Origin of the sequence: Actinomyces sp. AC-20-1, from assembly GCF_023369555.1 — a bacterium.
GTDB lineage: Bacteria > Actinomycetota > Actinomycetes > Actinomycetales > Actinomycetaceae > Actinomyces.
Window position 1 is genome coordinate 50,120 of sequence record NZ_JACJVC010000014.1, and the last position, 24,627, is coordinate 74,746.

Consider the following 24,627-nt stretch of genomic DNA (forward strand, 5'->3'; position numbering starts at 1 on the left):
GTCACGGCCAGGAGCGCACCACGCGCACCCGGGTGACCTGCACGCTCATCCGGCGCGCGGCACGGCGCGCCTGGTGCGTCGCCCACAGCACGCTCGCACCGCTGATGAGCGACAGCGCGCCCAGCGGCCACAGCACCACGGCCGCCAGCCCGCTCGTGCCGAGGATCATGAGCATCCCGACGACGAGGCCCAGCAGGCCCACCGCCGTCCCCGTGCGCCACACCGGGCTGAGGACACCCGCGACGTCGTCCGGCCCGTCAGCAGCGGGCACCGACCACTGCCCCGCCGCCCGGCCGGCCGGCCCGCCGGAGACTGGGGACTGCGCTCGCGCATCCGCCCACGGCACGTGCGCACCGCCGTCGGCTGCCTCCCCGGTGGCGGCGCTCCCCGTGGAGCCCGCGTCATAGACCCCCATGTCGCGCAACGGGCCATGCGGCCCCATGAGGATGGTGCCCCGGGCGTCGTCGGACATCTGCGTGCCTCTCGTCGTCATGGCCGCGACGTTAGGTCCGCCTCCTGCACCTGTCCCCCTCAGCACCTGTGAGACCCCTGAGAAGCTCGCCGCCGGCGTCCGCGCAGCCACGTGGACGGACCCGGGACTAGGGTCGACCTCGTGCCCAGCCTGCCCCGGTCAGCCCCCTTCCCCACCGCCGTCTTCCTCGGAGACTCCGTCACCACGGGCTGGCAGGCCGTCACGCACCCGCGCAACCGCTGGAGCTCGCTCGTGTGCGAGCACCTGCGCTGGCGCGAGGTCAACCTCGCCGCCGACGGCCTGGGCTTCCTCGCCCGCCGCGGCGGCCACCTGCCCGGCGGCGGGCGCGCCCCCTCGTGCCGGGACACCACCTGGCTCGAGACCGTCCTGCGCGCCGAGCCGGACGTCGTCACCGTCTGCCTGGGGCTCAACGACGCCGCGCTGCTGCCCTCCCAGCTCGAGCTCGTCCGCCAGGCCGTCCAGCACGACCTGTCCTTCCTGTCCTCCCGGCTGCGCGGCGTGCCCGTCATCATCGCCCCCTACTTCCCCGTCCTCGGCACCGGGCCGCGCTTCGAGGTCGTCCGCCGCCTGGTCCACGAGCGGGCGACGACGCTCGGCCTCGTCTCGACGGACGCCATGAGCCTGGCGGTCGACGGCGACGAGGACCTGCTGAGCATCGACGGCATCCACCCGGACGACTCGGGGCACGCCGCCATCGCCCGCGCGATGATCCGCGTCTACGAGGACCTGGCGCCGGCGCTGTGCGCGTCAGCCGCCGGCCCTGGCGGCCCCGCCCCGGACGCCGGGGCCGCCAGGCGGTGAGGGCCGCCGCTGCACGGAGGTGACCGACGAGTGGCATAGAGTGAGCCGGTTACCTGTGCCGATCGTGTGAGGAGTCCCCTGTGCCCCAGCACCGTGAGCCCACGCTCACCGACGTCGCCGAGCGGGCGGGGGTCTCCCTCACCACCGTCTCCCGGGTCCTCAACAACCGCGGCTACCTCTCCCAGGCCACGCGCTCGCGCGTCGCCGAGGCCATCAAGGAGCTGGGCTACCGCCCCAACCAGGTGGCGCGGGCCCTGCACGGCAAGTCCACGCAGAGCGTCGGCATCATCGTGCCCACCGTCTCCCTGCCCTTCTTCGGTGAGCTGTCGGCCGAGATCGAGGACGCCCTGGCCTCGCACGGCTACCGCACGCTCATCTGCAACTCCCTGGGCCGCCGGGAGCGCGAGCGGGACTACCTCGACCTGCTCGTCTCCCACCGTGTCGACGGGATCATCTCCGGCGCCCACAACGAGGACCTCAGCGAGTACCGGACCATCCACATGCCGCTGGTCACGGTGGACCGGGACCTGTCCCCCGCGGTGCCGAACGTGCGCTGCGCCAACGAGGACGGCGCCCGTGCGGCCACCGAGCACCTGCTCGCGCGCGGTGCGCGCCGTCCGGCGCTGCTCACCTCCCGCTCGGGTGCCCACAACCGTCGCGAGGCCGGCTACCGGGCGGTGCTCGAGGAGGCCGGCATCGAGCCGGTCGTCCTTACGGTGGACTTCCACACGCCAGACGGGCGGCGCGCGCAGATGGTCGGCGAGGGCCTGGACGCGGTGAGGGACCGGGTGGACGCGGTCTTCGCCACGGACGACCTGTCCGCCGCCGACGCCGTGGAGTGGGCCCGTGCGCGGGGGCTTGACGTGCCCGGTGAGTTCAAGGTGGTCGGCTTCGACGGCACGACGGCGCTGCGACGGGCGCTGCCGGGGCTCACCACCGTGCAGCAGCCGATCCGTGCCATCGCCCGCACCGCCGTCGAGCTGCTCCTGGAGCAGATCACGGCCCTGCGCGACGACGGGGAGGTCCCCCGGCCCGCGCGCCCGGTCATCGAGCTGCCGGGCACCCTGGTCCAGGGCCGCACGACCTGAGCCCCTCCCCCACCGGGGCGGCCTCCCCCACTGGGACCGTTGGGGGACCGGATGGTCCCGGACGGCACGGCGGTCCAGTCGGCACCGCGCCGGGACGGCCGGAGGGCCGGCACCCCGCGTCGCGGGGTGCCGGCCCTCCGGCCTGCTGCGCTCGTGTCAGGCCGTGGCCGGAACGACGCTGTAGAAGGCGTCGCCGCGCTGGACCTCGCCGGTGCGCTCGTCAGCCAGGCCGTCGAAGGCGGTCGCGTTGGACACGACGACGGGGGTGACGGTCTGGAAGCCGGCGGCCCTGACCGCCGCCCAGTCGACGTCGACCAGCGGCTGGCCGCGGCGGACCGTGTCGCCCGCCTTGACCCGGGCCGTGAAGTGCTTGCCGTCGAGCTGGACGGTGTCCATGCCGACGTGGATGAGCAGCTCGATGCCGGAGGCGGAGCGGATGCCGTAGGCGTGGGCTGTCGGGAAGGCGACGAGCACCTCGCCGTCGACCGGGGAGACGACCGGCCCCTCCAGGGGGTCGACGGCCAGGCCCGGGCCGAGGATGCCGGAGGAGAAGGTCGGGTCCTCGACCTCGGCCAGGGCGATGGCACGGCCCGCGATGGGGGCAGTGACGGTGTAGTCGGTGGCGGCCTCGGCGGGCAGCTCGACGGCGTGGGCGTCGTGGGCGGCGACGGCGGCGGCCTCGAGGGCCTTCTCGTCGGCGTCGGTCACGACGTCGCCACCGAGGGAGGCCGCGCCCTTGGTGGAGCCGTAGACGAAGGCGGCGCCGAAGGCGAGGGCGAAGACGACGAGCTCGAGGATGACGTAGGTGATGATGTCGTCCGGGCGGATCGACACGAAGCCGACGAAGCCGGCGGCTCCGAGCGCCTGGCCGCGCACGTCGAAGATGGACACGAGCGCGGAGCCGATGGCGGCGGCGCCCATGCCGATGAAGAAGGGCCAGCGCAGGCGCAGGTTGACACCGAAGATGGCGGGCTCGGTGATGCCGAAGACGGCGGAGGCTCCACCGGCGCCGGCCAGACCCTTCATCTTGGCGTCCTTGGTCTTGAAGAAGACGGCGAGGGCGACGGCGCCCTGGGCGACGTTGGCCATGGAGGCGATCGGGAAGATGAAGTCGCCCACGCCCTGGGTGATGAGCGGGATCTCGATGGCCGGGAAGGACTGGTGCAGGCCGGTGACGACGATGGGCGAGTAGACGAGGCCGAAGAGCAGGCCGCCGAACAGGCCGAGGTTGTCGTATCCCCAGCCGATGCCGTCGGTGAGCCACTGGGCGAGCTGGCGGGTGATCGGGCCGATGACGATGAAGGCGAGGAAGCCCGTGATGAGCATCGTGAACAGCGGCGTGAGCAGGAAGTCGGCGGTGCCCGACAGCCACTTGTGCAGGCGCTTCTCGATGACGCACATGACGAAGGTGACGGCCAGGGTCGGGATGACCTGGGCCTGGTAGCCGATCTTGGCGACCTCCATGCCGAACAGGTGCCAGTACTCGACCGTGGACTCGCCGGCGAGCGCGGCGCCGGTGTTCCAGGCGTTGAGCAGGTCGCTCGAGACCATGGCGCCACCGATGGCGGCACCGAGGTAGACGTTGCCCCCGAAGCGCTTGGCCGCGGAGAAGCCGATGAGGATCGGCAGGAAGGAGAAGGCGGCGGCGGAGATCATGTTGACCAGGGCCGCGTAGTCGGTGAGCCACGTCCACCGGTCGACGAGGGAGTACAGGCCCTCCGGGTTGTCGTTGGTGACGTAGGCGGAGGAGGAGAAGAAGTCGGCGGTGAGGACGTTGTTGAGCGCCATCATGAGGCCGCCGGCGATGAGGGCCGGAAGGACCGGGACGAAGATGTCCGCGACCATCTTGATGAAGCGGGAGAAGACGTTGCCGCCCTTGGCGGCCTCCTCCTTGGCCTCGTCCTTGGAGACCTCCTTGACGCCTCCGGTGCGCACCATGTGGGAGAAGACCTGGTCGACGTCGCCGGGACCGACGATGATCTGGAACATGCCGCCGGCGACGAAGGTGCCCTTGAGGTCGGGGTCCTTGTCGAGGGCGGCCTGGTCGACCTTGTCCATGTCGGCCAGGACGAGTCGTAGGCGTGTCGCGCAGTGCGCGGCCGCGGTGATGTTGTCGGCGCCACCGACATACGTCAGGACGTCCCTGGCCACGCGGGCGTGATCCATTGCCACCCGGGTCTCCTTTCTCTGGGGCCCGGTCGCTCAGCGATGAGCAGGGATGGGAGGCGGGACGCGGGGACGTCGCGACAACCAGTCCGACCAGACCTGTGTCAAACGTTGGTCACACTACCGCGACACCCTCCGCCCCGACAGGCGCGCGTCAAGTGATGCGAATCACATAGCGGGTGCTTGCCCCGTCGCACCGCCTCACAGGGCGGGCGGCCCAGGAGACCCGGCCGGGAGACAGGCCCCGCCCGTCCTCAGTCGAGGGCTGCCGCCCGGAGCCCGGCCACCCGCAGGCCGGCGCCGCAGACCAGACGCGCGCCGGTCGCCGTCGGCGCCACGAAGGAGCGGAAGGTCGCGGCAAGGTCGCCGTCACCGACGAAGACCTCCGTCACCGAGCGGTCGTGGACGACCTCCAGCCGCAGAGTCGTGCCCGGGTCCAGGTCCACGACCCGCACGGCCTCGGGCTCGTGGTAGCGCGAGAGCCCACGGTCGATGACGAGCCGGGGCGCGCCGCCCGCCACCAGCTCGACGGTGACGAAACACTCCTCGTCCCCGATGGTCAGGCGCGCGCCCGCCTCCGCCTCGGGCACGTCCTGCGCACCGCCCTCCCCCGCCTGGCGCTCGAGGTCGAGCACGAGGTGCCAGGAGCGGTGCCCCTCAAGGACGGCCAGGTCCGCTGACGACGCCTCCCCCGCACCGGCCTCCACCGCGTCCCGGCCCAGGGGCACCGCGGGCCGCTGCACCAGGCGCCCGCCGCGCAGGCTGAGCGCGCGAGGGACGGTGAGGCAGTGGACCCAGCAGCCCGTGCCGATCGAGGGCTGGTCGTCCTGGCCGGCGTTTCCCGCCCACCCGGACAGCAGCACCGGGCCGGGCTCCGAGGGCCGCCGCGCGAAGACCTGCGGGGCGTAGAACTCGAAGCCGTGGTCCACCTGGCGCAGGGTCCCGTCGCAGTCGCGCATCTCGGTGCCCACCAGGTGCCCGACCGTGTACACGCACGGGAAGACCGTCCGGTAGCCGCCGGCGGCCCCGCTCGCCGCCCCCTGCGGGCAGAAGACGAGGACGTCCCACTCCTCCTGCGTCAGCTCGTCGGTGAGCGTCACCAGGCCCGGGCACTCCCACATGTAGCCCAGCGCGTCGAGACGGCCTCCGGCGCCGGGGAAGGTGATCTCGCCGTCGAGCTCCCAGGAGACGAGGTCCGCCGAGCGGTAGACAAGGGCCGCCCCGGTGCTGTCCTCGCGCTGGACGCCCAGCAGCATGCGGTAGCCGCCCGGCCGCTCGGGGTCCCGCATCACCTGCGGGTCGCGGAAGTGGGCGGTGTAGCCGGGGGCGTGCGTGGGCAGCAGGGGGTTGCCGGGCCACTTGGTGAAGGTGGCCAGGTCCGGGCTGGTGACGAGGCACTGGCTGGCCGTGCGCTCGTCGGTGCGCGGGTCCTTGACGTTGCCGGTGTAGAAGAGCTGGTACGGGGCCCCGGCGGGGGCGTGCGCCAGCTCCTCGTCCTCCAGGACGATCGCGTTGCCGGAGTAGGCGCCGTTGACGTCGTAGAAGGAGTCCGGGACGACAGCCGGCTCGTGGTGCTGCCAGTGCAGCAGGTCGGTGGAGCTCGCGTGCCCCCAGTACACGAGCCGACGGGTGCCGTGCATCGGGGTGTACTGGTAGAAGGCGTGACAGGTGCCGGCGCTGACGAGCAGCCCGTTGGGGTCGTTGAGGCGCCCCACGGGAGGGGCGAGGTGGACCAGCGGGTAGTCCGGGTCCGCCTGGGCCGTGGAGGCCGCGGCGGCCTCGAGCGCGAGCGTCCTGAGGTTCTCGGTCATGCTGGGAGGGTACAGGCCAGTGCCGGTTCCAGACGGCCCGATGTGCTCATGACCCGTCCGGGGCCGCCGTCCGTCTGCGGTAGCGGGCGACAGCGAACCCACCCAGTGCGAGGACCGAGACGGCGACGATGACGTCGGCCACGTAGAGGTAGGTGCGCCACGGCGCTGCCCGGCTCACGTCCTCGGACTCGTCGTACAGCCACGAGCTGGCCACGACGTACAGCACGTTCTTCGTCGCGCGTCGAAGGTTCGCCACGGTGGCCGGGTCGTCAGGGTTGGTCACCCTGTTCGGACCGCCCTCAAAGGTCGAGAGCATCGCGTCGACGCCGTTGGCCAGGGCCGCGTCGGCATTCATGAAGCCGTGCCCGTTGTTGCGGAAGAAGTCTGTCAGTGCCATCCCCCTAAATCCCCACTCATCACGAAGAATCGTGTTCATGAGCTCGGGGACCTCACCGGCCCACCTGGCCCCGACAAAGGACCAGGAGACCATGACGGCGTTGGCGCCGCCGTCCTTGACGGCGATCTCGAAGGGCCGCAGGTAGATCTCGCGGATTGCCTGCTCGTTGCTCCAGACCGAGACCATTTTCCCGTTGAAGTCGTACAGGGCGAAGTGCTTGACGAACGAGTACACCCCCTCCTGCCTGGCTCCGGCCACGGCTGCGGCGCTCATCGTCCCCGACAACAAAGGGTCCTCGGAGAAGTACTCGTAGTTCCTGGCACCCAGGGCGATCCGGTGGATGTTCATTCCTGGGGCGTACCAGCCGGCCGATCCCATCTCCTTGGCCATCTTCCCCATGATCCGGCCGTACTGGCTGCCGAGCTCGACGTTCCACGTATTGGCGATCATTACCTCCACAGGCATGCCGATCGAGCCGACCCCGGTGAAGTTGTTGTTGATGGCGGCAGGACCGTCAGAGTCGATAGCCTGGACCTTGCCGACGGAATCCATGGCCGGCGTCTGGTAGCCGGACAGAGAGATCATGTGTATCATCTCGTCAATAGTCGCCTGGTCGAGCAGCGCGTCCCAGCGCTCGTCGTCGTAGTCGGCTCCTCGCAGGTCTGCCAGGATCAGCTCGCCGTCCGCCCCCGTCGTCGGCATCGGTGCACCCGGGTCCTGGTAGGTGGTGTAGTCGAAGGTCGCGTTGAGGTGATAGTTCGACAGCCAGGGCTCCTCCAGCTCGGTGCGCGTGGGCGCGGCCGTGGCCTCAGGCAGGTTCGCGAAGGAGTCGGCACGTGACAGGTAGGTGACGTCACCAGCAGCATCGGCCAGCTGGTTCATCGCGACCATCTGGTCGGAGGTGCGGGCCACGTCAGTGAAGGACTGGGTCTGCGCCAGGGTCCAGGTAGCCGAGTCCAGGACCGTGTGGGAGTCTGCGTTGACGTTCAGCACGTAGTCGCCGGCCTCAAGGATGTAGCCGCCGGCACCGCCGCTCGCGGTGGTGTCATAGGAGGCGAGGTCCTCACGGCTGAAGGAGATCGTCAGCGTCTGGGATGCGCCCGGCTGGATCGTGGCGGTCTTGGCGAAGGCGACCAGGACGGCGCTGGGCTTCTCGATACCCCCGTTCGTGTAGGGCGGGCTGCTGTAGACCTCGACGGCGTCCTTTCCCGCCATGTCGCCGGTGTTGGTGACCGTCACCTCCAGGCTGAGCGTGCCGTCGTCGGCCTCAGTCACCTCACCCGTCTCCTGGGTGAAGGTTGTGTAGCTCAGGCCGTGACCGAAGGGGTACTGCACGGTCGTGTCGTAGTCGATGACACCCTCGACGGCCGCCGTCTCGTAGTAGCGGTAACCGACGTACACACCCTCAACGTAGTTCGTGAAGGACGGGTAGAAGGTCTGGGCGGCGCCCGCGTTCATGCCCTCGACGGCCAGGTGCTCGAGATTCGAGTAGTGGGTGCTCACCTGGTTGTGCCAGGCAGGCGAGGAGGTCATGCTGTACAGGAAGGTGTCAGTCGTGTGGCCGGAGGGATTCACCTCGCCGGAAAGGATCTGTCCGACCGCGCTGAACCCGACGTCTCCGGGCCCGGGAACCCACAAGGCTGCCTTGATCTGCTCGTAGTCCTCGACGAAGCCGAGCTCCATCGGGTTGTTGCCGTTGTAAACCACGATGACGTTGTCGAAGGTCGAGGTCACCATCTCCACGAGATCCCGTTCAGTGCGGGAGAGCTGGAGGTAGTGCTCACCGGGATCGAAGTCGTCGTACTCGTTGGAGTTGTTGTCGTAGACCGCCTGGGTCATGTCGACGGGCATGTCGTTGTGCCCTTCGCCGGCCAGGCGTGAGACCACGACGACGGCGGTGCCCGACACCTTCTGCGCAGCGGTGATGAGCTCAGCCGGGTACTCGGCGACCGGGGGCTCGGTCAACGACCACGACTGCCTCTCGATGGTGACCTCCTCGCGCTGCGCGGAGTAGTCGTTGTAAAAGTCGGCGAGCTGCTCGTTGACGGTGAAGCCCGCCTGGCGGAGTCCGTCCAGAAGCGTGACACGCTCATAGAGGTCGTTGAGGCCACCCGATCCTGCGCCTCCATAGACGGGGTTGGTGGAGGACCAGCCGAAGACGTTCAGGGCGGTGCCGGAGGCGAGAGGCAGAAGGTTGTCGTCGTTCTCAAGCAGGACGACTCCCTCCTCAGCGATGGCCTGGGCGACAGTCCGAGCCTCATCGGTGGTCGCCTGCGTGACTTCACCGCTGCTGGTGGACAGGTCGATCAGGGCAGCCATCGGTCCCGTGGCCACCATCGACAGGACCACTGCGGTGGCAGCCAGGGCACCCAGACCAGTCAGTGACCTGGTCAGCTTGCGACGGGGAGCTGTTGCGCGTCGCGCCGCGATGACGACGACGAGCACGCACACGAGGACCGCACCGAGGGCGATGAAGTATGGCGTGAGGAGCTGGAGGACCGCGAGAAGGTCCTCGGTGTTGACGGAGAGCATCAGTGCTCCTTCTCGGACGACGTGAGGGTGTGGGACCGAAGCGAGATCATCATCGACCAACTGCGAACATTGTCCGCCGGATGCCGTGGCTGCTGAAGACTTCGTAGACACCTCGATAGGCTGTGTCTCGTACGTCCAGGTCAGGAGGCCCGCCATGATGTCGCCCCACAGGGATCCGCGGTCTGACCGGACCCGTCTTGCCACCCACGAAGCCCTCCTCGATCTGCTCCAGGACACCAATATGCGTGATATCACGGTCACCACGGTGTGCCGGCGCGCAGGCATCAGCCGTGGCACCTTCTACCGGCACTGGGCGGACATCGACACGCTGACGGACGAGCTCATCGATCAGGCCCTCGATGACGGTGCTGGCGACGCCGCACAGAATCACCTCGCAGAGTGCCAGCGGGCCCCGGTGCGACGCGAGTACCTGGCACTGTTCACCAGCCCCGAGCTCGCAGGGCGCGTTGTCAGCCGCATCGTGGCGCGAAACGCGCAGGCGCAGGTGGACACGCTCCGCCGTCGCACCGGGCTGGGCAGACCCCAGGCTGAGGCGCTGTTCCACTACCTCGTCATGGGCACCCTCGCCATCAACCGTGCCTTCCGTTGGGGCGAGCTGCCCGGGTGGCGCCCTGTGCAGGAGGCGACAGACGTGTTCGTCACGGGCGGTATCGAGGCCTTGGAGCACCGTTACGGCCGGGACCGGGCGGCTGCGGACCCCGGCACTGACTAGATGGTTGATTTCAGGGGGTGGTTAGTGGTCGTAGGGGGGGCAGGGCGCGTAGGACGGGGGCGCCGATGAGGTCGCCCGGCCAGATGGCTGTGGTCAGGACGAGGACGCGTTGGGTGACTCGGGTGGCCACGCCGGTTGGGGTGCGTCCCTTGTGGTGTTCCAGGTGCAGCTGGTCCTTGAGGGTTTCGAGGACGGACTCGATCCTCTGGCGCAGGGGTCTGAGCACGGCCTGGGAGGGTTGGGGGCCTCGCCTCGCACGGGGTGGGGCGCACCAGGCTCACGCCCCACTGGTTGAGCTCGGTCTCCAGGTCCTTGGAGCGGTAGCCCTTGTCAGTCAGCAGGCTCTGCCCGCCGGTGGTGGGCAGGCGGGCCAGCATGTCGCGCAGGACCTCGCGCTCGTCGTCGGTGGGGCTGGTCAGCGCCCAGGTCACGGGCAGCCCGTCGGGGGTAGTGACCATGTGCAGGCGCAGGCCCCAGAACCACCGGGAGTGGGAGGCGCAGTAGCCGTAGCCGGTCCACCCTGCCAGGTCAGAGCGCGCCACCGTGGGACGCGAGCGGGCGCACTCGACGGGGGTGGAGTCGGCCAGCCACAGGTCGTCGCTCCAGGTGCTGGTGGCCCTGACCAGCGTGCTTGTCAGCCAGGTCATGGTGGCCTGCAAGGCGCGCAGGCGCTTGTTCCACCCCGACTGGCCCGGCAGGTGGGAGAACAGTCCCGACAGGTGCTTGCGGAGCCAGCGTCGCTCGCTGGCGTGGCCCAGCAGGGCCTGCATCACCGCCAGGGTGATGACCTCGGCGTCCGTGATGGTCGGGGCGATGCCCACCTCAGGACGCTGTGGCGCCGCCTCGGGGTGGGCCTTCAGCAGGTCGTCGGCCGTCACGTACAGTGAGGTCGCGAGGGTCTCCAGATCGGTGTCCATGACGAGTCTCCAATCCACGACTCGGAACTGGTAGTTAGCAGCACCGATCCTGCGGGACCCTCGCCCACCGACCCAGCACCCACGCCGGGACCCCACCCCTTGAAATCAACCATCTAGCGCAAGCCGGGGTGGAGTGCTGCTGCGGGCTGCGCCCACGCCGGGATGGACATGCGTGGGCCTGTGCCCGGGCAGGCGATAGGCTGCGACAGCCCGCACGATCCACCTGAGGAGCAGGCACATGGCCGCTGAGCGCACAGTCTCCCGCATGTTCAACACCGCAGGCACACGTCGGCGGCGGCATGGTCCCGACGCCGCGGACAGCACCGTGGGCACCACCGCGGCTGACGGCACAGTGCGTCTGGGCATCGACCTCGGCACGACCCGCACGGTGGTCAGCCTCGTCGACCGGGGGAACTATCCCGTACTGGGCTTCACCGACACCCGTGGTGACCGTCACGAGTACCTGCCCTCCCTCACCGCCCTGACCGACGGCGGCCTCGTCCACGGCTTCGCGGCGCAGGAGGCAGTCCGATCCGGTGCGCCTGTGCTGCGCAGTCTCAAGCGTGTCCTGGGCTCCCCCACCGTCTCCTGGTCCACCCCGGTGCGCGTGGGCACGCAGGAGCATCCCGTGGGAGAGGTCCTTACTGGTTTCCTGAACCACCTGCGCACCGAGCTCGAGGCGACGGCCGAGCTGTCCGGCGCCGACCTGTCCGCCACGCCACACCAGGTCGCGGTAGCTGTACCCGCCCATGCCTATGGCGCGCAACGCATGCTCACACTTGACGCTTTTGCCGCCGCGGGCTTCCACGTGGTGCAGATGCTTCATGAGCCCTCTGCTGCGGGCTTCGAATACACCCACCGCCAGGGCTCGACAGTGAACTCACGGCGCACACGCGTACTGGTCTACGACCTGGGCGGTGGCACCTTCGATACCTCCCTCGTCGATGTTTCCGGCAGCGACCACGAGGTGCGTGCCTCACGTGGGCTGCCAGATCTGGGCGGCGACGACATCGACCTCATCCTGGCCCAGCTGGTGCTGTCGCGCGCGGGGGTGGCGGAGCAGGACCTGACCCCGTCCGAGCGCGATGACCTCCTCGACCAGTGCCAGCAGGCGAAGGAGTCGCTCTCACCCCAGACACGGCGGTTGGTCGTCGACCTGCGTGACGAGCCCGTGGTCCTGCCGGTCGCTGAGCTCTACGAGGCCACGCGTGGCCTGGTGGTTCAATCGATAGAGGTGCTCGCGCCACTGGCCGGGCGCCTGGAGGACGGCGGCCCGGACCTGACGCAGGTCGCGGGGATCTACCTCGTGGGGGGCGCCTCGTCCTACCCTCAGGTCCCGCGGCTCCTGCGGGAGTCCTTCGGCAGGCGCGTGCACCGCTCGGCCCAGCCGGGCGCCTCGACGGCGATCGGCCTGGCCATCGCGGTGGACCCGGGATCCGGCATGACCCTGACGGACCGCCTGTCACGCGCGCTGGGCGTGTTCCGCGAGGCCGAGGACGGCGGTGCCGTGACCTTCGACCTCGTGCTGTCCCCGGACGCGGTCCTGTCGCACAACGGCCTGTCCCAGGCGGGCACCGGCGTCGTCGAGCGCGAGTACCGGGCGGTGCACAACGTCGCGCGCCTGCGTTACGTCGAGTGCGCGGGCGCGGACGAGGACGGTGGTCCGCTGGGGCGGGTCTCGCCCTGCGGCGAGCTGCTGTTCCCGGTGGACCGCGGCCTGCGCGAGGTGGAGGACCTGTCGGAGGTGCCCGTCGTGCGCACCGGCGACGGGCCGGTGCTGCGTGAGCGCTACGAGGTGGGCGCCGACGGCGTCGTCCGGGTGACGCTGACGGACCTCACGGACGGCTACTCGCGCTCCCGGCTCATCGGGCGCACCGACTCCTGAGCCAGCCTGAGCCAGCAGGGGCGGACAGGAGGCACGCGACGGAGTGACCCGCCCCGTGGCGGCGCTCGCGCCGTTGGTCGCGGGGAGGTTTCGCCCCGTGGCCGGCAGTCGTCACATGGCGCGGCGGCGGGCGGCGCGACGCTGGGCGAGCTCGTCCTCGACGACGGGCTCGGCGTGCTCGGTGGGCAGGGCTGCGAGGGTGCCCTCGACCTCGTGCCACACACGGCCGACGGCGATGCCGAAGACGCCCTGCCCGCCCTGGACGAGGTCGATGACCTCGTCGGCGCTGGTGCACTCGTAGACGGAGGCGCCGTCACTCATGAGGGTGATGCTGGTGAGGTCGTCGACGCCTCGGGCGTGCAGGGCGTTGACGGCGGTGCGGATCTGCTGAAGGGAGACGCCGGTGTCGAGCAGGCGCTTGACGACCTTGAGCAGGAGGATGTCGCGGAAGGAGTACAGGCGCTGGGAGCCGGAGCCCTTGGCCCCGCGGATGGAGGGCTCGACGAGGCCGGTACGGGCCCAGTAGTCGAGCTGGCGGTAGGTGATGCCCGCGGCGCGGCAGGCGACCGGGCCGCGGTAGCCGGTGTGGATGTCGAGCTCGGGGAGCGGGTCCCCGAAGAGCATGCCCTGGGTGCGCTGGGGCGCGAGCTCGTGACTGATCGCTTCGTTCGCGCTCACTTGCCTGCTCCTGTCGGTTCGGGATCCGTGCTCGGGGGGGGGGGGGCACGGGCTGCCGGTGCGGTGCCTGTGTGCCCCAGCGGGGACCACGATAAGGCCGGTGGGAGCCGTCCTCAACGAAGGCCACGCGACGGCCTCCGCGGGACTTTGTCTCAACCTGAGGATGAGGTTGAGCAGACGGCCGACCAACCCGGACCTTCGGGCGGGATTCCGCGGAAAGGCCCACAACACCCACGATCAGACATGTGACACATCGCACATTGTGAGTCACATGGGTCACAGACGTCCCGCGTGTCGCGGCAAGAGGCGCTGCCGAGCCCGCCGCCGCGCCTCAGGAGAGCACAGCACCGGGACCGGCGTCCAGAGCCGAGCACAGGCGCGCCACCTGCTCCTGCACCGTCTCCTCCGCCAGGTCGACCGAGCGCAGGCGCAGCAGCGCGGGCGAGGCCCACAGGCGCGCGTGCCGCTCGTAGGCGAGGATGAGGGCGTCCGCCGGGCAGCAGGGCACCAGGTGCTCACCGCCGTCCGCGGCCACCACCCGGGCCCCCGTGCACAGGCCCCCGTCGGCGTCGACGTCGAGCACCAGACCCTCCAGGTGCGCGCCCGCCGCGTCCAGGGTCGAGGTCAGCAGCACCGACCAGGTCGAGGAGGCCGGCCCCTCCCCCGAGGACAGGGTGAGCGCGTCACGGGCGCCGACGGGCACGGCGACCATCCGGGGGCCGGCCTCCTCAACGAGGATCGCGACGAGCCCACCGTCCTCCTGAGAGGCTCGAACACCCATGAGGCGCATCCCGTGCACCCGCCCAGGCTAGTGTCGCCGGGCCCCCGGTGTCCTGGGAACCAGCAGACCGACGAGGCCGCGCACGAGGTCAGACAAGCGCGTCGACCGCGCGCCGCAGCAGCAGCGTGTGCAGCTCGCCGACCCTGCCCGCGAGCTCGGCGGCAGCCTCCTCCCCCACGGAGGACGAGCGGGAGCGCTTGTGCTGGACCGCCTGGTCGATGACGTCGGCCTCCCGCTCGGCCGAGGTGCGCAGCATCCTGAGGTTGCGCAGCGGCATCCCCAGGGCGTGGACCTCGAGCGCGAGCGCCACGGTGCGCACCGCCCGGCTGTCGAAACGGCCGTGCGCGTCAGCGGCCACCAGGCCGATGGCAATGAGCTCGTCAAGCTCCTCCTCGCTCACACCCGTGCGCTCCAGCAGGCCGTCGAGGTCCGTCGGGCCGTCGTCGAGGCGCCGGCCGTTGGCGGCGACCACCCGGGCGACGGGCGCGGACGAGGCGCCGGTGGCGTCCAGCTCGGCCAGCCGCTCACGGATGACGGAGATCGGCAGGTACTCGTCGCGCTGCGCCGTGAGCGCGAAGCGCAGCCGCTCGACGTCGGCCTGCGAGTACTGGCGGTAGCCGTTGCCCACCCGGTGCGGGCTGATGAGGCCCTCGGCCTCGAGGTAGCGGACCTTCGAGATCGACAGCGCCGGGAAGGAGTCCTTGAGCAGGCCCACGACCTCCCCGATCTTCATCCCCGGCTCGTGGGAGACGTTCTGCGGCCAGGAGCGGGACGCGGCCAGTGTCTGGCGGGCGGAGGCGTCCCGACGAGCCGCGCCGGCGGCGCCCGTCCTCACTGCGGGGCGGGGGCCGGGGCAGGACCGGGGTGGTAGGTCATCCGGTACTTGCCGATCTGGACCTCGTCACCGGGGCGCAGCACAGCCTGCTCCACGCGCTCACGGTTGACGTAGGTGCCGTTGAGCGAGCCGGAGTCGCGCACGGCGAAGCGGCCGTCGCTCTGGCGGATGAAGACCGCGTGCTTACGCGAGACGGTGACGTCGTCGAGGAAGATGTCGGCGCGCGGGTGGCGGCCGACGGTCGTCTGCTCAGCGTCGAGCAGGAAGCGCGAGCCCGTCGCGGGGCCGGCGCCCACGAGCATGAGGGCCGTGCCGACGGGCAGCGCGGTGATCGCCGCACGGTCCTGCTGGGACAGCCCGAGGAGGGGGGCCTCGCGCTCGTCGGTGAGGTCAACGGCCCCGAAGGTCTGGGTGGACGAGGTGTCCGGCTCGGTCGGAGTGCTCGACAACTGTTCCCCCTCAGGTCGGGTGGCGTCAGGACGCGCCACGTGCCCCTACCATACCGTCCCGCCCGCGGCCCATCGAGCCGCGGGCGGGACGGACCGGCCTCGTCCCCGGCCTCAGCGCCGTGCCCGCAGCGCGCGGGCGAGGTCGTCACGATGCTTGAGCACCAGGCGCCGCAGCGCCCCGGGGGCCTGCCCGTGGGCGGCGAGCCAGGCGTCCACCTCCCCCAGGTCCTCGGCGGCGCCGCAGGACGGGAAGAGCCTCGTGACGACCCGCGTCGCCGTCTCCTGCCCGCGTGTGGCCCACAGGCCCTCGAGGGCCTCGAGGTAGCGGCCGGTCAGGGGCGCGGTGAGAGCACGGTGGGCGTCCACGGCGTAGCCGTCCAGCAGGGCCTCCAGGTGGTCGTTGCTCAGGGACTCGTCCGCCAGCACGCGCTTGAGGACGTCCTCCTTGACCCGGGCGTCCGGCGTCGAGAACAGGGCCCGCAGGTGGCGGGTGACGTTGGAGGCCTGCGGCGCCTCGGTCAGCGCGGCGTCCAGCTCGTCCTTGCGGGCACGGCCCAGCCGGGCCAGGGCGGTGAGCAGGCGCCAGCGCAGGTCGCAGTCCACGACGACGCCGGCGGTCCCGCCTGCGAGGACGGCCCGCAGGCGCTCGGCGAGCAGGTCGGCCTCGCCGTCGGTGAGCAGCAGCCCCTGGCCCGCGGCCTCGGCCCAGGCTCGCACCCGCACCAGCTGGGCGTCCGAGCCCGGGTCGGCAGCGTCCAGCAGCTCCCAGGCGCTTGTCTGTCCTGCGGGCGCGGTGCCCACGAGCGGGGCGAGGACGGCGGCGCGCTCCGACGGCGAGGTGTAGCGCGTGGCGGCAAGGCGGGCGTCGGCCAGCAGCCTCGCGAGGACCGCCGGCTGGGTCGAGTCGTCGGCCTGGGTCAGGACGGTGGCGATGAGGTCCTGCGGCGCCAGCAGGGCGTCGCGGGTCAGCTGCGTCAGGCTCGACCACCACACCGCCCGGGCCAGCGGGTCCCTCATCCGGCCCAGGGCGCGCTGCGCGGTGGCCAGGGAGGCCGGGTCGGGGCGCACGACGGCGTAGGTGAGGTCCTCGTCGTTGACCGTCACGAGGTCCGGCACCGCCAGGCCCACGGCGCCAGGCACCGGCGCCTCGGTCTCCTCCAGGGTCACCGGCAGGCGGTGGGTGCGCACGAGGTCACCGTCGTCGTCGAAGGAGTACAGGCCGACGACGAGCGTGTGCGGGCGCAGCACGGGCCGGCCCGTGGACAGGTCCGTCCCCTCCTGGCGGACGGTGAGGCGGGTCAGGCGCCCGCCGTCGGAGGCGACCTCGGGGGTGAGGACGGAGGGGCCGGAGGTTGACAGCCACACCCGCGCCCAGGCCTGCATGTCGCGGCCCGAGGCGCGCGAGAGCGTGCCCAGGAAGTCCGCCAGGTCGCCGTTGGCGAAGGCGTGCTCGCGGAACCACGTGCGGGCCGCCTCCACGAAGGCGTCCTGGCCGGCGTGGGCGACGAGCTGCTTGAGGACGGCGGCGCCCTTGGCGTAGGTGATGCCGTCGAAGGTCTGGCGGGCGGCCTCGACGTCGTCAACGGTGGCGGTGATGGGGTGGGTGGTCGCCGGGCGCGCGTCCTCGGCGTAGGCCCATGCCTTGCGGCCCAGGGCGAAGGTCGCCCAGGCCTCGGTCCACTCGGTGGCCAGCGCCTGCGCCCAGGTGCCCTGGTGGTCGGCGAAGGACTCCTTGAGCCAGGTGTCCTCCCACCAGCGCGGGGTGACGAGGTCGCCGAACCACATGTGGCACATCTCGTGCAGGATCGTGTTGGCCCGGCCCGCGTGCTGCGCCCGGGTGACGGGCCCCTGGAAGAGGTAGGTCTCCTCGTTGAAGGTGACGCAGCCCGGGTTCTCCATGGCCCCGAGGTTGTACTCGGGCACGAGGACGCTGTCGTAGGTGCCCCAGGGGTAGGGGTAGTCGTAGGTCTCGTCGAACAGGTCCATCCCGGCACGGGTGACGGCCAGGAGCTCGTCGGCGTCCAGGTGCTGGGCCAGGCTCGCCCGGCAGGACCAGGACAGGGGCACGGGGGCGTCGTCGGGGCGCAGGCGGGAGGACCACTGGCCGTGCACCCGGTGCCACGGGCCGGCAGCCATCGCCGTGAGGTAGGAGGGCAGAGGCCTCGTGGTGCTCATCGTCGTCGTCCCGGTGCCGGGCCGGCCCGCAGGGGCCTCGGTGGAGACGGGGGCCCCGTTGGCGAGCACCGTCCACCCCTCGGGGTGGAGGACCGTGAGGCTGAAGGGGGCCTTGAGGTCCGGCTGGTCCGCGCACGGCCAGGCCCGGCGCGCGTCCGAGGGCTCGAAGTGCGTGTAGAGGTAGGTCGCGCCGTCCACGGGGTCGTGGAAGCGGTGCAGGCCCTGGCCGGAGTTGGAGTAGCGGCCGCGCGCCTCGACGACCACGCGGTGCTCCCCCGGCCCCAGGACGGGCAGGGCGATGCGGGCCCCGTCCCAGCGCGGGGCGACCGGCTCGCCGTCGACCTCGACGCCGGTGACCTCCTCGCCGAGGAAGTCGACCCACAGGCCCTCGGCGGCCTCGCGCAGCCCGAGGACCATCTCACTGCGCACGCCGAAGCCGGTGCGGTCGGCGTCGGGGGCCCCGGTGACGTCGATGACGACGGCGAGGGAGGCCAGGGACACCACGCGCGAGCGCCAGGCGGCCTCCTCGCGGGAGAGGTTGGTGGGTGAGTCCGGGCGCTGCGGGGGCCGGGAGGCCGGCGTCGGGAGGCTCATCAGCTCCACTTCTCCTCCGCCCGGCCGGCCTCGGACCACAGGACGTGGTAGACGCCCGTGGGGTCGTCCGTGCGGTGGTAGGTGTGCGAGCCGAAGAAGTCCCGCTGGCCCTGGATGAGGGCGGCGGGCAGGCGCTCGGCGCGCAGCTGGTCGAGGTAGGCCAGCGAGGAGGCGAAGGCGGGCGCCGGCACCCCGGCCAGCGCCGCGGTGGCGACCACCTCGCGCCAGGCGGGCAGGACCTCCTCCAGCGCGGTGGCGAAGGCCGGTGCGACGAACAGGCTGGCCAGTGCCGGCTCGGTCTCGTAGGCGCGGGTGATGTCGTCGAGGAAGCGGGCGCGGATGATGCAGCCCCCGCGCCAGATGCGGGCCATGGCCCCCAGGTCCACGTCCCAGCCGTAGGTGGCCGAGGCGGTGGCGATCTCGTCGAAGCCCTGGGCGTAGGCGGCGATCTTCGAGCCGTAGAGGGCCTGGCGGACGGCGTCGACGAAGGACTGGCGCGCCTCATCCGTGTCGTAGCCGGTCTCGCGGGCGCCGGCGTCCAGGGCGGCCTCGCGCACGGCCCTGCGCTGGGCGGGTGAGGAGGAGGCGGCGCGGGCGAAGGTCGCCTCGGCGATGGCCGGGACGGCGACACCCAGCTCGAGGGCCGTCTGCGTGGTCCAGGAGCCGGTGCCCTTCTGCCCGGCAGCGTCGACGATGACGTCGACGAAGGCGGCGCCGGTGGCCGGGTCGACGCGCTCAAGGACCTCGGTGGTGACGTCGATGAGGTAGGAGTCGAGCTCGGAGCTCTTCCACGAGCGGAAGACGGCGGCGACCTCGGGCACGCTGAGCCCACCGACGTGGCGCAGGAGGTCGTAGGCCTCGGCGATGAGCTGCATGTCGGCGTACTCGATGCCGTTGTGGACCATCTTGACGAAGTGGCCCGCGCCGTCGGGGCCCACGTGGGTGCAGCAGGGGGTGCCGTCCACCTGCGCGGAGATGGACTCGAGCATGGGGCCCAGGCGGTCGTAGGACTCCTGGGTGCCGCCGGGCATGATCGAGGGTCCCAGCAGCGCCCCCTCCTCGCCGCCGGAGACCCCCATGCCGACGAAGTGGATGCCCTGCTCGCGCAGCGAGGCCTCGCGGCGCTGGGTGTCCTTGTAGAAGGTGTTGCCGGCGTCGACGATGATGTCGCCCGGCTCGAGCAGGGCGCGCAGCTGCTCAATGACGGCCTCGGTTCCGGCGCCGGCCTGCACCATGATGATGACCACGCGCGGGCGGCGCAGGGAGGCGACGAAGTCGGCGAGCCCGCTGGCGGGCACGAAGGCCCCCTCGTGGGCGTAGCGGGCCATGAGCCGCTCGGTGCGCTGGTGGGAGCGGTTGAAGACGGCGACGGCGTGGCCGTGACGGACCAGGTTGCGGGCGAGGTTCGCTCCCATGACGCCGAGGCCGTAGACGCCGATGTCGGCGCTCGCGGGGGCCGGGGTGAAGGTCGTGGCGGCGCTGGTCTCGCTCATGGGGTGGCCTCTTCCTGCTGGTGCTGGTGGCGGGGCTGGGGCCCGCACCGGTGCGCGGGCCTCCCCCGGGTTCGGTCGGAGCCTAGCGCGGGTGGGGACCTGGGACGATGGGAGGATGCGGGCCGGGACGCACGGCGGGCCTTCTCGCAGCGCGGACGGACCAAGGTCCCCGTGCGGTGTCGTGGGACGCGCCCCGGCGCTCATCAGTACAGTGGGTCGGGCGCGCGCACCGTGCGCGCCGCACGAGAAGGAGGGCTGACGTGAGCGCCGCCGACAACCCGCTCCTGGACCCCCGGGACCTGCGCATGCCGCGTGTCGCGGACCCGTGCGTGCTCGTGATGTTCGGCATCACCGGGGACCTGGCGCGCCACAAGCTCCTGCCGGCGGTCTACGACCTGGCCAACCGGGGCCTGCTCTCGCCCGCCTTCAGCCTCGTCGGCGTCGGCCGCCGGGACTGGGACGACGACGCCATGCGCGCCTACGTGCGCGCCAGCGTCGAGGCCCACGCGCGCACCGCCTGGCACGAGACCATCTGGGAGCAGCTGGCCGCCGGGATGCGCTTCGTCACCCTGGACTCCTTCGAGGACGAGAGCGCCTACGCCCGCCTCACCGAGGTGGTGGAGGACCTCGACGCGAGCCGGGGCACGCGCGGCAACCGCGCCTTCTACCTGTCGATCCCGCCGGGCTGGTTCCCCGCCGTGACCGAGCGCGTGGCCGCCTCCGGCCTGGTGGACGCCTCGGAGAGCGCCTGGCGGCGGGTGGTCATCGAGAAGCCCTTCGGTCATGACCGCGCCTCGGCGTCGGAGCTCGACCGCCTGGTGGCTCGCATCGTGCGTCCCGACGACGTCTTCCGCGTCGACCACTACCTGGGCAAGGAGACGGTCCAGAACATCCTGGTGCTGCGCTTCGCCAACACCCTCTTCGAGCCGCTGTGGAACCAGCGCTACGTCGACCATGTGCAGATCACGATGGCGGAGGACATCGGCATCGGCTCGCGCGCGGGCTACTACGACACCATCGGGGCGGCCCGTGACGTCATCCAGAACCACCTCCTGCAGCTGCTGGCGCTGACCGCGATGGAGGAGCCGATGTCGATGGAGGCGGCGGCCGTGCGCGCGGAGAAGGAGAAGGTCCTGGCTGCCGTCCGTCTTGAGCGCGGTGGGGTCCTCGACCTGTCGGCCACGACCGCCCGCGGGCGCTACGCGGCCGGCTTCCAGGGCGGTGCCGAGGTGGCCGGGTACCTCGAGGAGGACGGGGTGCCCGCGGGCTCGACGACAGAGACCTTCGCGGCGCTGCGCCTGGAGATCGCCAACCGGCGCTGGGCGGGCGTGCCCTTCTACCTGCGTGCCGGCAAGCGCCTGGCGCGGCGGGTGACGGAGGTCGCCGTCGTCTTCCGTCAGCCGCCCTTCCTGCCCTTCGACGCCGCCTCGACGGCCGCCGTCGGCGCCAACGCCATCGTCATGAGGATCCAGCCTGACGAGGGCGTGACGATGCGCCTGGCGTCCAAGGTCCCGGGCACCCAGATGGAGCTGCGCGACGTGCTCATGGACTTCGCCTACGGCGGCTCCTTCAACCAGGAGTCCCCGGAGGCCTACGAGCGTCTCATCCTCGACGCCCTCCTGGGGGACGCGCCCCTGTTCCCGCACCAGCGGGAGGTGGACCTGTCCTGGAGGATCCTCGATCCGGTCATCGAGCACTGGGCGCGCTCGGGGGCGCCGGAGGACTACCTGCCGGGCTCCTGGGGCCCGCAGAGCGCCCACGACCTGCTCGCCCGCGACTCGCGCACCTGGAGGCGCTCATGATCACCACGCTCACGGCCACGTCCACCGAGCGCATCGTCTCCGAGCTGCTCGACGCCGAGGGGACGATGGGCGGCTCCCGGGTGCTCACACTCCTCATCTCGACCCATGCCGAGGACCTGGAGGAGGCGCTGACCGCCGCCCACGGGGCCTCACTGGACCACCCGAGCCGGGTCATCGCCGTCGTCCACCCCGAGGACGGGCCGGGCGGTGCTGGTGGCGCCGGCACCCTGGACGCGGAGATCCGCGTGGGTCACGACGCCGGGGCGGGCGAGACCCTGGTGCTGCGCCCCCACGGCGCGGCCGCGGCGCACCCGGACACGCTCGTCGTGCCCTTCCTTCTGCCGGACGTGCCGGTGGTGACCTGGTGGCCGACGACGATGCCGGCCTGCGCCGCCGAGGACCCGTTGGGGCGCCTGGCCTCGACCCGTATCACCAACACCCCGGCCCAGGCCGACCCGGCGGCTGCGCTGAGCGCGCTCGCGCCGAGCCACACGCGCGGTGACATCGACCTGGCCTGGACCCGGATGACCCTGTGGCGGGCGATCGTCGCCGCGACCCTGGGGCCGGTGCTGCGAGAGCACGAGGTCCACGGCGTCACGGTGGCCGGTGAGCGGGCGAACGCCTCCCTGTCCCTCATGCTGCACTGGCTGCGCCTGCGCCTGGGGGTGCCTGTGGAGCGCGTGGACGTCGAGGGCTTCTCCGGGATCGCCCAGGTGGCGGTGGAGACCTCCGGCGGGACGTGGAGCATCGAGCGCGCGGACCAGGAGCGGGTGCGGATCTCGGCCCCCGACGCCGCGCAGCCGCAGGTCGTCACCATGCCGCGCCGCCAGCCGGTCACGACGCTCAACGAGGAGCTGCGGCGGCTGAGCCCGGACGTCGTCTACGAGGAGGTGCTGGCGGCGCTGGCGTCGGACCACCGGGCCGCGCCGTTCGAAAGCCGGCGAAACCTCCCGGGGTGACGCGGGTCTCGTTAGCGTGAGCGCATGAGAACCTTCACCCTCGGCACCTCCGGGCTCGTCGTGCCCAACATCGTCCTCGGCCTCATGCGCATCAAGGACAAGAGCGACGCGCAGATCCGCGAGCTCGTCTCCACGGCCCTCGACGAGGGCATCACCATGTTCGACCACGCGGACATCTACGGCACCGACCACGCCTGCGAGGCCCGCGCCGGCCGGGCGCTGGGCTGGTCCGCGGCCGAGCGCGAGCAGGTGGTCCTCCAGACCAAGTGCGGCATCCGCTTCGGCTGGTTCGACTTCTCCGAGAAGCACATCCTCGACAGCGTCGACGGCTCCCTCGCCGCCCTGCGCACCGACTACATCGACGTGCTGCTGCTCCACCGCCCGGACGCCCTCGTCGAGCCGGAGGAGGTCGCCTCCGCCTTCGACAGGCTCAGCGCCTCGGGCAAGGTCCGCCACTTCGGCGTCTCCAACCACACCCGCGGCCAGCTCGAGCTCCTGCGGGCCACGGTGGACCAGCCGCTGCTGGCCAACCAGCTGCAGCTGTCCCTCACGCACGGGCACATGATCGCCGAGGGCGTGGCGCAGAACATGCAGCACGAGCAGTCCGTGGTGCGCACCGACGGGGTCCTCGACTACTGCCGCCTGACCTCGACGACGGTCCAGGCGTGGTCGCCCTACCAGAGCGGTGACGGCTCGGGTCCCTTCATCGGCAACCGTGAGCGGTACGCCGAGCTCAACGACGTCCTGGACCGTCTCGCGGCGGGCTACGGCGTGAGCCCGGACGCGGTGGCGGCCGCGTGGATCACCCGTCACCCGGCCAACATGCAGGTGGTGCTGGGCACCACCCGGCCCGAGCGGGTGCGCGCCGCGGCCGCCGGCTCCGAGCTGGGGCTCGGGCGCGAGGAGTGGTACGAGCTCTTCCGGGCGGCGGGGCACATCGTGCCCTGACCGGCGCCGTGCCGCTGGGGCCGTGTGGCCTCGGTCCTCGTGCCCGGCCTGGGGATCATGTCGCAGGCGCCCTCTAGCCTGGGGTCATGACGAGGACGAGGTCGGCGGGCACCGGCTCGCCCGGGGCACGCGCCGGTGCGGCGGCCGCGCTCCTGGCGCTGGCCGCCGCGCTGTGCTGCCCGGCGGCGCTCGCCGACGGGGCGACGGCCTGGGACGCGCGGGGCGAGGCCGTCCTCTCCAGCGCCGACGCCCTGGCGGCCCTGGAGGCCCTGCCCGACGACGACCCCGCCCCGGTCTCATGGGCCGAGGGAGGCTCGCGCACCGGGTGGTTCGGCGAGTCCTGGCAGGACGTCGACGGCGACGGCTGCGACACCCGCAACGAGATCCTCTCCCGGGACCTGACGGAGGCGGACTACTCGCGTGCCGAGGGGGTCCAGACGGTGGAGCAGGGCGCGGGCCAGGGCGCCGCCGTGTGCCCCGACGCCACGGTGTGGTCGGGCACTCTTGAGGACCCGTACACCGGTGCCGTCATCCGCTTCACCCGGGGAGCGCGGACCTCCGCCGAGGTCCAGATCGACCACGTGGTCCCGCTGAGCTTCCTGTACGCGCACGGCGCCTGGGCCTGGGACGCGCGCACGCGCCTGCTGGCGGCGAACGACCCGCTCAACCTGCTGGCCGTGGGCGGGCGGGCCAACCAGGACAAGGGGGCCTGCGGGCCCGCCACCTGCCCGGTGGGCTCGACCGAGACGGGGTCGTGGGACCCGGCCGGGGGCTCGGGCTGGTGGCCCGAGGCCGAGGAGTACCGCTGCGCCTACGCGGCGCGCTTCGTCTCGGTGCTGGCCGCCTACGAGCTGGGCGTGCCGGAGGCGGACGCCGCCTCGCTGCGCACCGTCCTCGAGGACTGCGCGGCCGGTGGGGACGGGACGGGCGGCGTGCCCGGGCAGGCTGAGCGGGCCCTCTCCGCCGCCGGTGCCGTCGGCCGGGGGCTGGCGGCGCAGCCGGCGCTCCTGGCCCTGGCCTCCCTCGGAGCGGCGTTGCTCGGCACGGGCCTGGTGCTGCGCGTCGGCCGGCGCCAGGGCCGGCTGGGCGC

At 71.8% G+C, this 24,627-nt stretch carries 19 protein-coding genes; 8 read left to right on the top strand and 11 right to left on the bottom strand.

The features are described from left to right. Nucleotide 1 precedes the first annotated feature (1 nt). Complete coding sequence (locus H6X67_RS08720) at nt 2–493, bottom strand: hypothetical protein (RefSeq protein WP_249368588.1); 492 nt, start codon at nt 491–493, stop codon at nt 2–4. Nucleotides 494–613: 120 nt separating this feature from the next. Between H6X67_RS08720 and H6X67_RS08725 the strand changes: the two genes are divergently transcribed. Together H6X67_RS08725 and H6X67_RS08730 are read left to right on the top strand one after the other, a co-directional pair. After that, the gene (locus H6X67_RS08725) at nt 614–1,294 is read left to right on the top strand and encodes an SGNH/GDSL hydrolase family protein (protein WP_249368587.1); all 681 of its coding nucleotides are present in this window, start codon (nt 614–616) and stop codon (nt 1,292–1,294) included. A gap of 80 nt (nt 1,295–1,374) precedes the next feature. Next, nucleotides 1,375–2,382 carry a LacI family DNA-binding transcriptional regulator gene (locus H6X67_RS08730; RefSeq protein ID WP_249368586.1) on the top strand — a complete coding sequence of 336 codons (1,008 nt, stop codon included), beginning with the start codon at nt 1,375–1,377 and terminating at the stop codon, nt 2,380–2,382. A gap of 156 nt (nt 2,383–2,538) precedes the next feature. Here the strand turns inward: H6X67_RS08730 and H6X67_RS08735 are convergent, their stop codons facing one another. The 3 genes from H6X67_RS08735 to H6X67_RS08745 form a co-directional block, all read right to left on the bottom strand. Then, nucleotides 2,539–4,548: a PTS sucrose transporter subunit IIABC gene (locus tag H6X67_RS08735; protein WP_249368597.1), complete on the bottom strand. Its 2,010-nt coding sequence runs from the start codon at nt 4,546–4,548 to the stop codon at nt 2,539–2,541. Between the two features lie 254 nt (nt 4,549–4,802). After that, nucleotides 4,803–6,359, bottom strand: coding sequence for a glycoside hydrolase family 32 protein (locus H6X67_RS08740; protein ID WP_249368585.1), 1,557 nt, complete (start codon nt 6,357–6,359; stop codon nt 4,803–4,805). 46 nt (nt 6,360–6,405) lie between these two features. After that, nucleotides 6,406–9,288: a glycoside hydrolase family 3 C-terminal domain-containing protein gene (locus H6X67_RS08745; RefSeq protein WP_249368584.1), complete on the bottom strand. Its 2,883-nt coding sequence runs from the start codon at nt 9,286–9,288 to the stop codon at nt 6,406–6,408. A 157-nt stretch (nt 9,289–9,445) separates the two neighbouring features. Here H6X67_RS08745 and H6X67_RS08750 point away from each other — a divergent pair, with 157 nt between their 5' ends. After that, nucleotides 9,446–10,021: a TetR/AcrR family transcriptional regulator gene (locus tag H6X67_RS08750; RefSeq protein WP_283251367.1), complete on the top strand. Its 576-nt coding sequence runs from the start codon at nt 9,446–9,448 to the stop codon at nt 10,019–10,021. On the opposite strand, the gene H6X67_RS08755 is transcribed toward H6X67_RS08750, so the two are convergent. Next, nucleotides 10,018–10,938, bottom strand: coding sequence for an IS982 family transposase (locus tag H6X67_RS08755; protein WP_249368582.1), 921 nt, complete (start codon nt 10,936–10,938; stop codon nt 10,018–10,020). The genes H6X67_RS08750 and H6X67_RS08755 overlap by 4 nt on opposite strands. 238 nt (nt 10,939–11,176) lie before the next feature. Here H6X67_RS08755 and H6X67_RS08760 point away from each other — a divergent pair, with 238 nt between their 5' ends. Continuing rightward, nucleotides 11,177–12,823, top strand: coding sequence for an Hsp70 family protein (locus tag H6X67_RS08760; RefSeq protein WP_249368581.1), 1,647 nt, complete (start codon nt 11,177–11,179; stop codon nt 12,821–12,823). A 111-nt stretch (nt 12,824–12,934) separates the two neighbouring features. Here the strand turns inward: H6X67_RS08760 and H6X67_RS08765 are convergent, their stop codons facing one another. From H6X67_RS08765 to gnd, 6 genes are all read right to left on the bottom strand, one after another. Then, entirely contained in the window at nt 12,935–13,447 is a 513-nt protein-coding gene (locus H6X67_RS08765; protein WP_249368596.1) for a MerR family transcriptional regulator, read from the bottom strand. A 385-nt stretch (nt 13,448–13,832) separates the two neighbouring features. Continuing rightward, nucleotides 13,833–14,282, bottom strand: a complete 450-nt coding sequence (locus H6X67_RS08770) for a bifunctional nuclease (RefSeq protein ID WP_249369980.1) — start codon at nt 14,280–14,282, stop codon at nt 13,833–13,835. An 88-nt stretch (nt 14,283–14,370) separates the two neighbouring features. Then, a complete protein-coding gene (ftsR, locus tag H6X67_RS08775; RefSeq protein WP_249375246.1) occupies nt 14,371–15,015 on the bottom strand; it encodes a transcriptional regulator FtsR in 645 nt (214 codons plus the stop codon). Between the two features lie 98 nt (nt 15,016–15,113). Then, nucleotides 15,114–15,566, bottom strand: a complete 453-nt coding sequence (locus tag H6X67_RS08780) for an FHA domain-containing protein (protein WP_249375248.1) — start codon at nt 15,564–15,566, stop codon at nt 15,114–15,116. A 111-nt stretch (nt 15,567–15,677) separates the two neighbouring features. Beyond that, the gene (gene pepN, locus H6X67_RS08785; protein ID WP_249367681.1) at nt 15,678–18,335 is read right to left on the bottom strand and encodes an aminopeptidase N; all 2,658 of its coding nucleotides are present in this window, start codon (nt 18,333–18,335) and stop codon (nt 15,678–15,680) included. Beyond that, nucleotides 18,335–19,828 (bottom strand): NADP-dependent phosphogluconate dehydrogenase, encoded by a 1,494-nt coding sequence (gene gnd / locus H6X67_RS08790; protein ID WP_249367682.1) that lies wholly within the window; start codon nt 19,826–19,828, stop codon nt 18,335–18,337. The genes pepN and gnd overlap by 1 nt, the downstream gene beginning before the upstream one ends. 305 nt (nt 19,829–20,133) lie before the next feature. Between gnd and zwf the strand changes: the two genes are divergently transcribed. The 4 genes from zwf to H6X67_RS08810 all read left to right on the top strand — a co-directional run. Next, complete coding sequence (gene zwf, locus H6X67_RS08795; protein ID WP_249367710.1) at nt 20,134–21,630, top strand: glucose-6-phosphate dehydrogenase; 1,497 nt, start codon at nt 20,134–20,136, stop codon at nt 21,628–21,630. Next, on the top strand, nt 21,627–22,589 hold the full coding sequence (locus tag H6X67_RS08800) for a glucose-6-phosphate dehydrogenase assembly protein OpcA (RefSeq protein ID WP_249367683.1): 963 nt from the start codon (nt 21,627–21,629) through the stop codon (nt 22,587–22,589). Before zwf ends, H6X67_RS08800 begins: the two co-directional genes overlap by 4 nt. 24 nt (nt 22,590–22,613) lie before the next feature. Continuing rightward, nucleotides 22,614–23,537: an aldo/keto reductase gene (locus H6X67_RS08805; RefSeq protein WP_249367684.1), complete on the top strand. Its 924-nt coding sequence runs from the start codon at nt 22,614–22,616 to the stop codon at nt 23,535–23,537. An 86-nt stretch (nt 23,538–23,623) separates the two neighbouring features. Beyond that, on the top strand, nt 23,624–24,627 hold a 1,004-nt coding region (locus tag H6X67_RS08810; protein ID WP_249435508.1), incomplete at its 3' end, for an HNH endonuclease family protein.

Coding starts and splice junctions, on each gene's coding strand:
- H6X67_RS08720 (WP_249368588.1), bottom strand. CDS start 493: ATGACGACGAGAGGCACGCAGATGTCCGACGACGCCCGGGGCACCATC.
- H6X67_RS08735 (WP_249368597.1), bottom strand. CDS start 4,548: ATGGATCACGCCCGCGTGGCCAGGGACGTCCTGACGTATGTCGGTGGC.
- H6X67_RS08740 (WP_249368585.1), bottom strand. CDS start 6,359: ATGACCGAGAACCTCAGGACGCTCGCGCTCGAGGCCGCCGCGGCCTCC.
- H6X67_RS08745 (WP_249368584.1), bottom strand. CDS start 9,288: ATGCTCTCCGTCAACACCGAGGACCTTCTCGCGGTCCTCCAGCTCCTC.
- H6X67_RS08750 (WP_283251367.1), top strand. CDS start 9,446: ATGTCGCCCCACAGGGATCCGCGGTCTGACCGGACCCGTCTTGCCACC.
- H6X67_RS08755 (WP_249368582.1), bottom strand. CDS start 10,938: ATGGACACCGATCTGGAGACCCTCGCGACCTCACTGTACGTGACGGCC.
- H6X67_RS08760 (WP_249368581.1), top strand. CDS start 11,177: ATGGCCGCTGAGCGCACAGTCTCCCGCATGTTCAACACCGCAGGCACA.
- H6X67_RS08765 (WP_249368596.1), bottom strand. CDS start 13,447: ATGCTCTTCGGGGACCCGCTCCCCGAGCTCGACATCCACACCGGCTAC.
- H6X67_RS08770 (WP_249369980.1), bottom strand. CDS start 14,282: ATGGGTGTTCGAGCCTCTCAGGAGGACGGTGGGCTCGTCGCGATCCTC.
- ftsR (WP_249375246.1), bottom strand. CDS start 15,015: ATGAAGATCGGGGAGGTCGTGGGCCTGCTCAAGGACTCCTTCCCGGCG.
- pepN (WP_249367681.1), bottom strand. CDS start 18,335: ATGAGCCTCCCGACGCCGGCCTCCCGGCCCCCGCAGCGCCCGGACTCA.
- gnd (WP_249367682.1), bottom strand. CDS start 19,828: ATGAGCGAGACCAGCGCCGCCACGACCTTCACCCCGGCCCCCGCGAGC.
- zwf (WP_249367710.1), top strand. CDS start 20,134: ATGCCGCGTGTCGCGGACCCGTGCGTGCTCGTGATGTTCGGCATCACC.
- H6X67_RS08800 (WP_249367683.1), top strand. CDS start 21,627: ATGATCACCACGCTCACGGCCACGTCCACCGAGCGCATCGTCTCCGAG.
- H6X67_RS08805 (WP_249367684.1), top strand. CDS start 22,614: ATGAGAACCTTCACCCTCGGCACCTCCGGGCTCGTCGTGCCCAACATC.